The organism is Haloferula sargassicola (assembly GCF_040362925.1).
Classification (GTDB): Bacteria; Verrucomicrobiota; Verrucomicrobiia; order Verrucomicrobiales; family Akkermansiaceae; genus Haloferula; species Haloferula sargassicola.
Window position 1 is genome coordinate 1 of record NZ_BAABRI010000012.1, and the last position, 12,930, is coordinate 12,930.

Annotated in this window: 12 protein-coding genes and 1 tRNA gene; 7 read left to right on the top strand and 6 right to left on the bottom strand. The window is 64.7% G+C overall.

The features are described from left to right. The 4 genes from ABXH26_RS11475 to ABXH26_RS11490 all read right to left on the bottom strand — a co-directional run. The coding region (locus tag ABXH26_RS11475; RefSeq protein ID WP_353567212.1) for a protein kinase domain-containing protein at positions 1-325 on the bottom strand (325 nt) is incomplete at its 3' end. 318 nt (positions 326-643) lie between these two features. Further along, positions 644-967 carry a hypothetical protein gene (locus ABXH26_RS11480; RefSeq protein ID WP_353567213.1) on the bottom strand — a complete coding sequence of 108 codons (324 nt, stop codon included), beginning with the start codon at positions 965-967 and terminating at the stop codon, positions 644-646. 649 nt (positions 968-1,616) lie between these two features. Beyond that, positions 1,617-2,201 carry a PEP-CTERM sorting domain-containing protein gene (locus tag ABXH26_RS11485; RefSeq protein WP_353567214.1) on the bottom strand — a complete coding sequence of 195 codons (585 nt, stop codon included), beginning with the start codon at positions 2,199-2,201 and terminating at the stop codon, positions 1,617-1,619. Between the two features lie 233 nt (positions 2,202-2,434). Next, positions 2,435-2,509: transfer RNA gene (locus tag ABXH26_RS11490), tRNA-Val, on the bottom strand. Between the two features lie 101 nt (positions 2,510-2,610). On the opposite strand from ABXH26_RS11490, the gene ABXH26_RS11495 reads away from it, so the two are divergent. The 7 genes from ABXH26_RS11495 to ABXH26_RS11525 all read left to right on the top strand — a co-directional run bounded on the left by ABXH26_RS11495 (position 2,611) and on the right by ABXH26_RS11525 (position 9,553). Beyond that, positions 2,611-3,501 carry a glucosyl-3-phosphoglycerate synthase gene (locus tag ABXH26_RS11495; RefSeq protein ID WP_353567215.1) on the top strand — a complete coding sequence of 297 codons (891 nt, stop codon included), beginning with the start codon at positions 2,611-2,613 and terminating at the stop codon, positions 3,499-3,501. Beyond that, a complete protein-coding gene (locus ABXH26_RS11500; RefSeq protein WP_353567216.1) occupies positions 3,498-3,944 on the top strand; it encodes a GNAT family N-acetyltransferase in 447 nt (148 codons plus the stop codon). The genes ABXH26_RS11495 and ABXH26_RS11500 overlap by 4 nt, the downstream gene beginning before the upstream one ends. Next, the gene (locus ABXH26_RS11505; RefSeq protein WP_353567217.1) at positions 3,941-5,131 is read left to right on the top strand and encodes a glycosyltransferase family protein; all 1,191 of its coding nucleotides are present in this window, start codon (positions 3,941-3,943) and stop codon (positions 5,129-5,131) included. The genes ABXH26_RS11500 and ABXH26_RS11505 overlap by 4 nt, the downstream gene beginning before the upstream one ends. After that, complete coding sequence (locus tag ABXH26_RS11510) at positions 5,128-5,766, top strand: HAD family hydrolase (RefSeq protein WP_353567218.1); 639 nt, start codon at positions 5,128-5,130, stop codon at positions 5,764-5,766. Before ABXH26_RS11505 ends, ABXH26_RS11510 begins: the two co-directional genes overlap by 4 nt. A 207-nt stretch (positions 5,767-5,973) precedes the next feature. Next, positions 5,974-7,329: a cytochrome-c peroxidase gene (locus tag ABXH26_RS11515; RefSeq protein ID WP_353567219.1), complete on the top strand. Its 1,356-nt coding sequence runs from the start codon at positions 5,974-5,976 to the stop codon at positions 7,327-7,329. Positions 7,330-7,376: 47 nt separating this feature from the next. Further along, complete coding sequence (locus tag ABXH26_RS11520) at positions 7,377-8,033, top strand: response regulator transcription factor (protein WP_353567220.1); 657 nt, start codon at positions 7,377-7,379, stop codon at positions 8,031-8,033. Then, positions 8,030-9,553, top strand: coding sequence for a sensor histidine kinase (locus tag ABXH26_RS11525; RefSeq protein ID WP_353567221.1), 1,524 nt, complete (start codon positions 8,030-8,032; stop codon positions 9,551-9,553). The genes ABXH26_RS11520 and ABXH26_RS11525 overlap by 4 nt, the downstream gene beginning before the upstream one ends. 7 nt (positions 9,554-9,560) lie before the next feature. Here the strand turns inward: ABXH26_RS11525 and ABXH26_RS11530 are convergent, their stop codons facing one another. Beyond that, positions 9,561-11,942, bottom strand: coding sequence for an immunoglobulin domain-containing protein (locus ABXH26_RS11530; RefSeq protein WP_353567222.1), 2,382 nt, complete (start codon positions 11,940-11,942; stop codon positions 9,561-9,563). Positions 11,943-12,014: 72 nt separating this feature from the next. Next, positions 12,015-12,755: a PEP-CTERM sorting domain-containing protein gene (locus ABXH26_RS11535; RefSeq protein ID WP_353567223.1), complete on the bottom strand. Its 741-nt coding sequence runs from the start codon at positions 12,753-12,755 to the stop codon at positions 12,015-12,017. Positions 12,756-12,930: the final 175 nt, after the last annotated feature.

Consider the following 12,930-nt stretch of genomic DNA (forward strand, 5'->3'; position numbering starts at 1 on the left):
AATGATAAAGCGAGCTGCCATCGACATACTCCATCACGATGTAGGGCATGCCATCGACATCACCGAAATCGTAAACTCCGATGAGATTCGGATGGTTGAGCCGGGCCATGGCCTTGGCCTCGGTTTCAAAGGAAAGCCTGAACTCGGGATCCTCGCCGAACTCGCGGGGCAGGATCTTGATCGCCACATCCCGGTCGAGCGAGCGTTGCTTGGCCTTGTAAACGGCGCCCATGCCGCCCTGGGCGATAAAGGATTGGAAATCAAAGGCAGGAAGCAGCTCCGAAAGCTGCTCCGGCTGCGGGGCGATGAAGGTTTCGTCGCTCATGGTTGTGGAAGGGTGACAAATCGATGATGGGTTCTGAAGCAAGACACGGGAGCCGCCCGATTCTTAGAGAGTTCCAAAAAACAGCTTGGATGGATACATTCGGACGTTTGACTGTCCCGCTTCTAACTCCTCCTCTCAAGCACTCCTACTACAATGCAAGAGGCGGATTCCAATGCCACCCGAACCATGAAAACCTCACCTCCGTTTGTCAGAGTGATGTCCCCAGCCCCTTGCGAGCCAACCCTCCCCGCTCCTTCAAAGCGGGACGGGCATCTCCAGCCTCCCATCGATTGATGGAACCTAACTCACCTATTGCCATCAAGGCTCATCGTTGTCCTCCATTTCCAATCGCTCAAGCGGCATGCGGCCTGACAATACTCCCGGCGGCATCTCGACCGCCGTGGGATTCCTCGCAATGTCGAGCCAATGCTGATGGATCACGCAAACCTTCTCGGTCGCTTTCGCGAGTTCACGGGTCGCACTGCTCAAAGCCTCCAGCAGCGGATGGAGCGTCTCTCCAAGTTGCGGAGACCAATTCTCGCCGTGGTTCTCATCCCGGAATCGCTTGAGAAGGAGGCAGGCATCCAGGGCCTTCTCCATCACCAGATCCTGCTCTCGAAACGCGTCTTCGAGGGAGTGCATGGCTCGGTTCCTTACCCATTTCCGGGGATTTTCTCAAACCGAGACGACCCGCACAATTGCGGGACCCGCCTACGCACGGCCGATGCATCTCGATGATCACAACAGAGCCGAACGGCCCAGCAAGGCCGCGGATCCGGGGCGGCACCCCAGGCTTGTCCTTATTTTGATTCACGGAAAGGCCAGAAACCATCGACGGACGAGGGGGGATCGGGGAAGTCGTCGGGTAACCATGAAGTATGGCCATCCTCTCGATAGAGCACCAGATCACCATCATCGAGATCGAGCCTCATGACCGGCCAAGGCTTCCCGCATCCCGGTAAATCCATCGATATGCGTCCTGCGTGATCGACCGCAAAAGTCCCGTGGAACATGTGAATTCCAATCCCGCGCTCTTCAACGACCACAGTCGAGTTGGCACGGAAGTGAATCAGCGCATCAGAATCGTCTCCACGCAACTTTCCGTCCCAAGACTCGAAGGTAACCCCATCCGGTTGGGCCACAGGGCACCCCGCTCCAGCGTTGTCACCAGACCCCGGCCCTTCCGTCGTGGGGGGAAGAGGGAGCCGTCCGAGCGATGGGAGAATGGCGGGGGAGACCTTGTGCGTCCACGGGGGCGACAGGCCCCACAAACTACGCGTGACCGGCCTGATCAGCCCCGGCGGCGACGAAGAAGCAGCATGCCACCCCCCAGGGCAGCAAGGCTCAGAGAAGCGGGCTCAGGAATGACGATCCACTGACCGATCATCCCACCTTGGGACGACTGGAAGCCGATCATGACGTCTCCAGTCGTTCCTACTTCCGGGAGCGCCGAGAACGAGGAGAGATCGATGACGGAACTGCCGAAGAACGCTCGTTCCCCCGTCGCAAAGGTCTGCAGGTCTCCCGCGCCCGCCCCGGAATTGTAGATGCTGAGGTCAACGCCGGGAACCACGTCCGGGTCACCGTAGACGAAGGTGACCGTTTCGTTGTAGCTCGTCGACGTTCCCGCTGGTCGCCAGTCTCCTGAGATGGGCAGCGGGTCCGCGAGCGTGATCGATTCGTCGGAGGTGAAAAAGTTACGGAACGAAATCCCTCCGTTGAAATTCACGGTCAAGTTGCCGGTGCTCGATGACCCAGCAGGCAAGCCGGTGACGACCGCGGCGGAGGGGTCGGAAATGTCGATGGAAACCACCAATGCGGCGGAGGCGGCACAGTTCAAACCGACGAGACTGATGAGAGGCAAGAGGCGTTTCACAGCGTCAGGATCAGTTCGCCCGTGAACGTTAATCAAGTCTAACTTCCAAATACACCTTACTTCCCTTGTCGCAGCCCGCATCAGGGCGTCCCACCCTTCCCGGCGGGTTCGAGTGCGGCGGTGGGCCCCATATCCGCCCTCCAGACACGAATCCGGCGACGCAAAGCCCCTGAACAGGGGCGACAAGCGACTCGTGCGCCGCCTATTGGAATCCGCCAATCACGGATTGGGAATGGTGCGCGATAGTGGGTTCGAACCACTGACCCCATCGGTGTGAACGATGTGCTCTACCACTGAGCTAATCGCGCTTGGACGCATTCCCTTCGGGCGGGGCCGGAGTCTCTAGGCCATCCGCCAGGGCTTGGCAAGACCTTTGCAAAAATCGGTTGCTGGGGTAAGCCGGAGGCCCTTGAAAACCTTCCATCACCTCGATTTCACCGATCTCCCCGCGCTCGCCGCGGAAAAGCGGGCCGCCGGCCTCACCACCAGCCTGTGCATTCCCACGCTCAACGAGGAGGGCACCATCGCCCGCATCGTGGAAACCCTCCGCGGGGCGCTGATCGACCGCCACCCGCTGCTTGATGAGCTGGTGGTGATCGACTCCGGCTCCACCGATCGCACCCGCGGGCTGGCCGCCGATGCCGGCGCCGAGGTGGTCCTCGCCGCCGACCTCCTTCCTTTCCGCGGCAGCCGCACCGGCAAGGGCGAAAACCTCTGGAAGGCCGTCTATCACTGCCGCAGCGATCTGATCGCTTTTGTCGATGGCGACATCGGCAACATCCACCCGCGCTTCGTCGCTGGCACCCTCGGGCCGCTGATCCGCCATGCGGAAATCGGCTACGTGAAGGGTTTCTACGAGCGCCCCCTGCTGGCCACGGAGGGGGTCGATCCCCGCGGCGGCGGGCGGGTCACCGAGATCCTTGTCCGCCCGCTCTTCGACCGTTTCTGCCCCGAGCTGGCGGCGCTCCACCAACCCCTGGCCGGCGAGTATGCGGCCCGCCGGGAAATCCTCGAGGCCCTCCCGTTTCCCGCCGGCTATGGTGTGGAAACCTCGCACCTGATCGATGTCTGGCGGGCTCACGGGATCGGTGCGCTGGCCCAGACCGATCTCGATGAGCGCGTCCACCGCAACCGCTCGCTGGCCGACCTCGGGCGGATGTCCGACCAGATCCTCGACGCCTTCCTGCCGCGATTCCTCGACCAGCGGCCGTCCGCCGCCGAGCGACCGCCGATGATTTCCCTGCCCGAGTATCTCGAACGCTTCCCCGGGGCCGCCGCCCGCGCTAGGAAACCGGCGTGAGCGCACCTGAAATCCGGCTTCTCGAGCCCGCCGACCACCTCGCCGCCTCCGGCCTGCTGGTCCACCTGAACCCGGACTGCCCGACCGAGGTCCTGCTGCAGCGCTTCCGCACCATCCTCGCCGAGCACGACCACTACGTCCCGGTCGGGGCATTTGTGGATGGCAGGCTGGTCGGCTTCGCCGGCGTCTGGATCGCCACCAAAATCTGGTGCGGGAAATACCTGGAGATTGACAACTTCGTCGTCCACCCCGGCCACCGCTCGGAAGGCATCGGCGGCGCGCTGATGGACTTTCTGGAAACGCTGGCCAAGGAACGCGGCTGCAACCTCCAGACCCTCGACGCCTGGACCACCAACCACGCCTCGCACCGGCTCTACCACCGCCGTGGGTTCGAGGTCTGGGGCTTTCACTTCGTCAAGCCGCTCGGCCCGCTGGACCAGTGAGGATCGCCACCGTTCACTACCACCTCCGCCCCGGCGGGGTCACCGAGGTCATCCGTCAAAACCACCGCATCCTCACCGCGGCCGGCATTTCCCACGAAATCCACTGCGGCCACAACCCCTCGGACCTCCCCGCGATCGTCGATCCCGCCCTCGACTACGGCGGGAACCCCTTTATCGGAGCGCTGGCTTCAGCCGGCGCGCTCCTCCATTTCCACAACCCCTGCCTGGGCAAAAACCCGACCCTCACCCGTCTCCTCCCCCGCCTGGCCGAGCGCGGCGAAGCCATGTTGCTCCAGCACCACGATCTCGCGGAGGACGGCCGCCCCGAGCTGCTCGCCGCCCTCGACTCCGTTGAAATGGTTTACCCCTTTTCCTCGCGGATCGGCCACGCCTTCATCAATTCCCGCGACCGCGATCTCTTCCTCCGCGCCGGCCTCCCGGAGGATCGCGCCTTTCTCCTCCCGAATCCCTCGACGCCGCTGGACCTCCCTCCGCCGCCCGCCGGACCAGCCTGCGTCCTGTGCCCGATGCGGGGCCTGCCGCGGAAGAACCTCGGCGAACTTCTCCTGCTCGCCGCCTGCGCGCCGGCCGGCACCCGCTTTCTGCAAGGCAGCGCTCCGCGGAATGCCGCCTGGACCGCCAACTACGATGGATGGCGTAGCTTGGCGGACACGCTCGGTTTGCCGATCGAGTTCGATGTTTTCGCCCGCGGGCGGGATGCTGCCTTCAAACGCAGCACCCACCTGCTCACCACCTCCACTCAGGAAGGCTTCGGCATGATCCACCTCGAAGCCGCCCACCAACGCCGCGTCCTCGGCCGGCGCATTCCGTGGCTCGCCGCCGACCTTGTTGGCTTCCCGGACGACGGACTCTACGACGCGCTCCTGATCGACGGCCGGGACTTTCCCACTTGGGATCTCGAAACCCAGCACCGGCTGATCGTCGAAGCGGCCCAAGGCCACCTCGATCCCGAGGTCATCATGGGCCGCGGATCCGCTCCCCTGCGCACCTGGCTCTCCCACCACCTTCCCCGACGCCGGCCCGCGGATGCCTCCGCAGCCTTGGCGCGCCATCGTGACGAAGCCCATCTCCTGCGGCTCACTGCGGCGGCCGGGATCCTCCTCGATTCCCCACCGGGCCCAGTCACCGGACTCGACCGATCGATCATCGCCGCCTTTTTTTCATGAGCCTCGACATCCCGCCCGGAATCCGTGCCGTCCTCTTCGACGTGTATGGCACCCTGCTCGATGGCCCGCGTCACTCCGACCGCGGCCCGCGCATGGCGGAGGTCGCGAGACGATTCGGGCTCCGACACGACTTCGATCTGGCGGCGGCCTTCGACGAAGCTGTCGCAGCATCCCATCGCGCCTCGGATGATCCGTTCCCGGAAATCGACGTCCGTGAGATCTGGAGTTCGATCTTTCCCGACCTCGGCGATCCGGGATCTCTGGCCTTGGAAATGGAAGAAGCCGTGCATCCCGTGGACCGCCTCGCGGAGGGCACCCGGCTCCTCGCCCGGGCGGCGGGGCTCGGCCTTCACCTCGGCATCGTTTCGAACGCCCAGACTTACACCCGCCAGCTGATGGCCCGGCATTTCCCCGAATGCTGGCCTCGCTTCCGCGGTGACCTTCTCGCCTTCTCCTACGAACACCGTATTTCCAAGCCGGATCCGCGGCTGTTCCAATGCGCGACCGCTCCCTTGTTCGACGAAGGGATTCTTCCCCGCGAGATCCTGATGATCGGCGACTCGCTGGAAAACGACATCGTCCCGGCCCGGGCGCTGGGACTCCGAGCCCTCCATCTTCCAGGGCCAACGGCCTGACTGAAAGCCTGGCCCATGCTCGGATGACGACTCCATCCCTTCGATGCATGGGCCAGGCTTTCAGCCCTCGGTTTCCCCGCGACCTGCAGATCCGGGGCGGCGCCCCGGGCTGGTATCTTTCGGGCCGTTGGCCCTTTCAGATCCGCGGGTCGTTTCCGCCGGCGCAATTCAGCTTCGGTTCAGCTCCTTCGTCGTAGACGTGGCACCATGAAACCGATCGCCGCCCTCCTTTTCCTCGCCGCCCTGCCCGCCGCCGCCCAGGAGCCGCTGGACCTGACGCATCCCTTCGAATACGCGGACCAGCCGGTGCCGGGCTACATCACCCGCGACAACACACCGGCGGACAACCCGATCACCAACCTCGGCGCGACGCTCGGGCGGGTGCTGTTCTACGACAAGCGCCTGTCGAACAACTCCACCGTTTCCTGCGCCAGCTGCCACCACCAGGAACGGGCCTTCAGCGACAACGCCACGGCCAGCGCGGGGGTGGCGGGGGTGACCGGGCGGCACTCGATGCGGCTCATCAACGCCCGCTTCTCCGACGAGTCCCGCTTTTTCTGGGATGAGCGCGCCGACAGCGCCGAGGACCAAGCCACCAGGCCGATCCAGGACCACGTGGAAATGGGCTTCAGCAACACCGACGGCGATCCGGCATTCAGCGACCTCGTCGAACGGCTGGAGGTGATCGAGATCTATCAGGTTCTGTTCGAGGCGGTCTACGGCGACCCGGCCGTGACCGAGGAGCGTGTCGGCAAGTCGCTGGCCCAGTTCGTGCGCAGCATCCAGTCCTTCGACTCCCGCTACGACGAAGGCCGTACTTTGACCGGCAACGACGCCCCGCCGTTTCCCAACTTCACGCAGCAGGAGAACGACGGGAAGAACATCTTCCTGCGCCCGCCGAATGCCGGCGGCGCGGGATGTGCCGGCTGCCACCAGCCGCCGGAGTTCTCGATCGATCCCGACAGCCGGAACAACGGCGTGATCGGCGTGATCGCCGGCGGCACCGATACCACCAACACCCGCGCACCGAGCCTGCGCGACCTGGTCAACGCCGACGGCACGCCCCACGGCGCCTTCATGCACGATGCGAGCTTCGCCACGCTGCAGGAGGTCATCGACCACTACAACGCGATCCCGGCCGTGGTGACCAACCTCGACAACCGTCTGGTCCGCCCGGGAAACCAGCCCCAGCGCCTGAACCTCAGCACCACCGACAAGAACGCCTTGGAAGCTTTCCTGAAAACGCTGACCGGCACCAACGTCTACAGCGACGAGAAGTGGTCCGATCCCTTCGATGCCGCGGGCGAATTGAGTTATGTCATCCTGCCGGCCGAGTCGGTCGAGTGCGGCCGGCTCGACGACGACGGCCAAAGCTACACCACTGTTTCCGCCACCGGCGTGCCGAACGTGACCTACGGCCTGCAAGGCTCCATCGACCTCACCCACTGGACCACCGTCGAGGTGAAGGCGGATGAGAACGGCACGCTCAGCGCGGCGGTCCCGGACCTCGAAGGCAACAGCCATCGCTACTTCCGCTTCATCTATCCCGGTCCCGTCGAGTGACATTCGCGGCTCGCCGCCGGCCCTCGTTTCCCCCACCCTGACTTCCGTTGAAACTGCTCGTTGTCGAAGATGCCGCGGACCTGCGCGCGCTGCTGGTCGATCTCCTCCAGGAAGAGGGGCACGAGGTGGACGCCGTGGCCGACGGCATCGAGGGCCTCTACCGGGCGCAGAACTGGGACTACGATGTGATCGTGCTCGATGGCATGCTGCCCGGCCTGGACGGCTTCGACGTGCTGGCGAAGCTGCGCCGGACCCGCCAGACGCCGGTGCTGATGCTGACCGCGCGCGACCACACGCGCGACCGCGTTCGCGGGCTCGACCAAGGTGCCGACGACTACCTGACCAAGCCGTTCGCCAACGAGGAACTGCTGGCGCGCATCCGCTCGGTGGCGCGGCGGGGCGGCTTGCAGTCGGAAAAAGTGCTGCGGATCGGCGAGGTGGAGATCGACACCGGCGCGATGCAGGTCCGCGCCGCCGGCGAAAAGCTCGACTTCACCGCCCGCGAGTTCGCGCTGGTCGAGCTGCTCGCCCGCCGGCGAGGCGAGGTCGTTTCGCGCGAGCGGATCTTCGATCAACTGTTCGAAGATGAGTCGGACGAGGTCGATATCTCGAACTTGCTCGACGTCTACATCTACAAGATCCGCCAGAAGCTCGGGAAGGATTTCATCAAAACCAAGAGGGGCACCGGCTATCTCGTCGAATGAACGATCACGCCCGCCGTCCGCCGTTCTGGCGCTCGATTTCCTTCCGCATCCAGTTCTGGCATGCGACGATGCTGGCGCTGGCGATCGCCGGCATGATGGCGGGTTTTTACCGGATCCAGGCGGAGCAGAAGATCGACGAGGTCGACGTCCAGCTCTCGCGTGTGACGCGCAAGATGCTGCCGGAAATCGACCGCCCGGCCCGGCGGCGTCCGCCACCCCCGGAAGAGGACTTTCTTTTCCCCGGGGAAAGGGACGGCCCGCGCCCGCGCCGCGGCTGGCCCCGGAAGGACGCGACCTGGCAGCTGGATGAGGAAGCCGACCCGTGGATTGAGGAAAACGCGTGGGCGGTGGCGTGGGATCGCGAAGGCGACAAGATCTTCGAGCAGGGCGCCGAGCGGCCGGCTGCCGTGGCCTGGAATGATGGCTCGATCCCCGAGCCGTTCTCGACGGTCGCCGGCGAGCGGGTGATGTATTTCCGCGGTCCGCGCGCCTCGCTGCTGGCCACCGGCGTGCCGCTCGACCGGGTGCAGGCGGAGCTGCACACGCTGGCGATCCAGCTGGGCGGTGCCGGACTCGGCATGTTCATCGTGGGCGTGCTGGTCGGATGGGGCGTCACCCGCTGGGGTCTGCGGCCGGCGCGGGACATCGCGGCGGCCGCGCGCGAGGTGGCCTACACGGACCGCTCGCGGCGCATCGATGCCTCCCGCAGCGCGAGCGAGCTGCACGAGCTGGCGCTGGTGCTGAACGACTCCTTCGACAAGCTGCAGGGCGAGATCGTGAAACGCGAGCGCTTCACCGCAGACGCGTCGCATGAGTTCCGCACGCCGCTGACGGTGGTGCTCGGGCAGACCGAGCGACTGCTGGCCAAGCCGCGCGAGCCGGAGGAATATCGGAAAGGCCTCGGCACCGTGCACCAGTCGGCGCTGCGGCTGAAGGAGATCGTGGAGCAGATGATGACCCTGGCCCATCTCGACGAGGAGGCGCTGCGCGCCACGACCTCGCTCGATCTTTCCGAGCTGGCGGCCGGGGCCATCGGAGAGCTGCGGCAGTGGTTCGCGCGGCGCGACGCTGTGGTTTCCACCGACCTGCAGGCTGCGCCGCTGAACGGCGACCCGCAGCTGCTCGCGCGGCTGCTGTCGAACTTGCTGGCCAATGCCATCCGCCACAACCCGCCGGGCACGCGCGTCGAAGTGGCCACGGGAAGCGGGGGCGGCTACGTGTTCGCCACGGTGACGGACCACGGCCGCGGGATCCCGGCCGAGCACCTGCCGAACTTGTTCGAGCGCTTTTATCGCGTCGATTCCTCCCGCACTGATTTGTCGGGCGAGCCCAGCTCCGGGCTCGGGCTGGCCATTTGCCGCAAGGTCGCCGAGCTGCACGGCGGCACGCTCGAGGTGGCAAGCAGGGAGGGTGAAGGCAGCACCTTCACCCTTCGATTGCCGGTTCCGGATCCGGCGGAGCCGTCCCGGGGGAAAAAACCAAAACCCGTTCCGAGCCCGCCTTCTCCTCGAAGTGCTTGATTCCGGTTCAGGGAGCGCCCTGCGTGACCTGGATGTCGGTGAAGAGGCGCTCCGGCGTGGCGCCGGAAAGGGTGGCCGTGACCGAGGTGATCCCCGTTTCCGGAGTATCCGCGCTGGCCGCGAAGCCGACCGTCACGCCGCCCGCGGTCGCGCCGCTGGCATTCCAGTTGGCGAGATCGAGCGACCAACGGTAGCGGGCCGAGATATCGGCGGCGGGCGTGGCGTTCCGCGGGTGTTGGAACGACAGCGTGTTGCCGGACTTGGACACGTTCACCACGCCGGCATTGGCCGCGCCGGGATCGGTGCCGAAGAAGTTCTCCAGCCCGTTGTCGAGGCCGTCGCCGTCCGGGTCGTCATGAAACCCGGTCATGGCTCCGACGCCCGGGTAGAGCGAGATCCAGCTGGCGTAGGTGTTTTCCGGAGGGTTCGGGTTGAGCGTGACGCTGTCGAAGGTCGCGCCCCAGCGGATCTCGTCCCAGGCGGCGGAGTTGCTGGCATAGTCCGAGAGCGCGAGGCGATCGAATCTCACGTTCGCGAACTCCACGGACATCCCGCCGGGGGGCTCGCCGGAGCCAAGCGTGGGATCGATCCAGACCGTCACCGTGTCCGAGAAATCATCAGCGCTGAGGTCGAACTTCGCGACGAACAGGTGGACGTTGCCATCGACCGGGACACCCAGATCGTTCGGCGAAACATTGCTCACCCGGAAGAACTGGCTGGCACCGAAGGCATCATCGGCCGCGCCGCCTTCGAAGCTGCGGTTGGCATCGGCCGTGTCGCCGTTGTAAAGCGCGAGAGTCGAATAAACCGTCGGCGCCGCGGCGGCGTTCTCGTTGCCATTGCGATAGAGCCAGCTGAGGTAGCGCACGCCGGTCGTGGTGTCGGCCACGACCAGGCGGGGCTCGAGGAGTCGATAGGTGCGGCCGCTGTTGGTGCCCACGATGCCTTCGGCGTCGGCGGTCTTTCCAACCCTGTCTCCGGTGGAGCCGAGGTAGTAGGGGTCCGCGTAGATCAGCGATCCACTCATGACTTCCGGTTCGGCGTCGCCGAAATCCACGTCCTGCCAGCCGTCGGCGTAGCCGGCCACGATGGGGTTCTGCAGCGGCAGTTCGCCCGCCGTGTAACCTGCGGTCATGTCGAAGGGTTCCTCGCTCACCAAGCCATCCCACGGCACGAAGGTGCGCACGATGGCGATATCCGAATAGCCCACCAGATTGGCTTCGATGTCATCCGTGACCTCGAGATAGTAGTCGCCATCATCGGCGGCCGAAACATTGTCGAGAGTCAGCGTCGGACCGGTTTCACCGGGGAGAGGAGCGGTATCTTTGAACCACTGGTAACTCGCGTTGCCATAGGTGTAGGCATCGGCCGCAAGTTCGACCGTGGAGCCGATCTCCGCATAAACATCCATGGGCTGCAAGAAGAACTCCGGCTCGGCATAGTAGGCATCGAGATAGGCCGAGTCACTCGTCGCCGGGCCTCCGTCGTTCGTGGCGACCACCCGATAGTAGCCGACATCTCCAAACCCGACACCGAAGATCTCCAGCGTGTCGAAGGTTTCACCCGCCAACTCGGTCCAGCCCGAGACGCCGTCGTCGGGCGAATACTCCCACTGGTAGGTGGGGGCCGGATCTCCGACCGCGGCGACGGAGAAAGTCGCGTCGCCGTCGATCGCCACGGACTGGTCTTCCGGCTGCCCGACGAACTCGATGGCCGTGGGCAAGCTGCCATTCAGAATCTGGATACCCGCAATGCCGCCGTAGGACGGAATGTCCACGGTGATGGTCTGGGTCGCTCCACTCAGGCCGGTGAAAATGGCATAATTCCCTTGATCATCGGATGCATCATCCACGGTGTCCGTGGTCTGGATCAGCACCGCATTGGCGCCATCCGTGGTCGGCTGCCCGATGGTGCGGAAATAGTAGGTCGTGGTGCCGTCGGACACACTGCCTTCGCGGTCGGCAACATCCGCGCTGAAATAGACACAGATATCATAGGAGGTGTAGGGCACTTGGGAGAAGGTGAGAGACGAGGTGCCTCCGCCGCCGGCATTCAGGTAGCCGTTCAGCATTTCCTTGTTCCAGGTGCCGTCGGAGTCCTGGCCCGGATGCGCGGGGTCGATGGCAAAGGTTCCGCCATTGCTGGAGTAGGCAATGTCCACCGTGGTGGCGTTGCCGGAGTCGTCCCGCAGATTGGTGGTGATGTTGCTGGGCCAGGAGTTGGTCCAGTGATCGACCGGGGTGGCTCCCGCCAGCGACGGAGAGAGAGGAAGGGCGCCGGCTCCTTCTCCGCCGACCGTGGAGTTGTTGTCGAGGTTCCAGCTGACGCTGTCGGCGTGAACCGTCAGTCCGGCGAGCATGCCCGGCACGACGAGGTGGATGAATTTCATGAGTAGGAAGGGTTGCGAAAAACCCCTGCGGCCCCTGGTTTCGCCGGCAGCCGCAAGGTGAACTTCGGGCGATCAGGCGCGGCGACGGCGCAGCAGGCCGAGGAAGCCGAGGGCGCCGGACAGGACGACCGAAGGTTCGGGCACGATTTCCACGACCTGGAAGGCCGAGATGCCGCCATACTCCCCGGTGGTCAGGAAGCTGGTGGAGAAGGTCTGGTTGTCACCGCTGAGATTTCGGAACACGGCGTAATTGGCCTCCGGGTAGGAGAGGCCGGTGTCGGTGGTTTCCACCAAGAGCGCGTTCGGGCCCGCGACCATGCCGTCGAGAACACCGAAGCTGAACGTCGTGGTCCCGTCCGTAACCGTCCCGCTGCGGCTGGCGTTGTCGGAGGCGACGTAAACGTACACATCGTAGAGCGAATACGGAATCTGGCTGAGCGTGATCGAGGTGCTGTTGGCTCCGGTGCCGTTCAGATAACCATTCAGCATCTCCCGGTTGAAGGTGGTATCGGCATCCTGCCCGGGATGGCCACCCTGCGACCAAGTGCCGCTGTTACTGGACGAGCTATAGTCCATCGTGGTGGCCGTGCCCGTGTTGTCGGGAAGATCGGTCGTGGGATAGGTGTTCCAGTCGTTGATCCATCCGATGGTGGGGACCACGCCCGCCACCATCAGATTGTTATAGGTCCCGTCGGGATTTCCGACGGTGCCATTGTTGTCAATGTTGAAGCTGATCACCCCCGCTGCCGGGGCAGCCGTGACGATGGCGGCAAGGCCCAGGAGCGACAGGACCTTCATTGGGTTCTTTTTCATGGGTAGTTTTGGGATTCGGCCATCCGATGCCGCGCCCGCCTGGAGGGGGCACGCGGGCGGCATGGCGTCCGACGGAAGACGCTGATTCCGGCGCCAAAACCCGACACGAAATCGTCAAAAAACTTCCACGACCGGACACCGGTCACCCATCCGGACGCCGGATCCGCTCCAGTGA

Bases quoted from the DNA above. Each gene is read 5' to 3' on its own strand.
- ABXH26_RS11480 (WP_353567213.1), bottom strand. From the start codon at position 967: ATGCACTCCCTCGAAGACGCGTTTCGAGAGCAGGATCTGGTGATGGAG.
- ABXH26_RS11510 (WP_353567218.1), top strand. From the start codon at position 5,128: ATGAGCCTCGACATCCCGCCCGGAATCCGTGCCGTCCTCTTCGACGTG.
- ABXH26_RS11515 (WP_353567219.1), top strand. From the start codon at position 5,974: ATGAAACCGATCGCCGCCCTCCTTTTCCTCGCCGCCCTGCCCGCCGCC.
- ABXH26_RS11525 (WP_353567221.1), top strand. From the start codon at position 8,030: ATGAACGATCACGCCCGCCGTCCGCCGTTCTGGCGCTCGATTTCCTTC.
- ABXH26_RS11530 (WP_353567222.1), bottom strand. From the start codon at position 11,942: ATGAAATTCATCCACCTCGTCGTGCCGGGCATGCTCGCCGGACTGACG.
- ABXH26_RS11535 (WP_353567223.1), bottom strand. From the start codon at position 12,755: ATGAAAAAGAACCCAATGAAGGTCCTGTCGCTCCTGGGCCTTGCCGCC.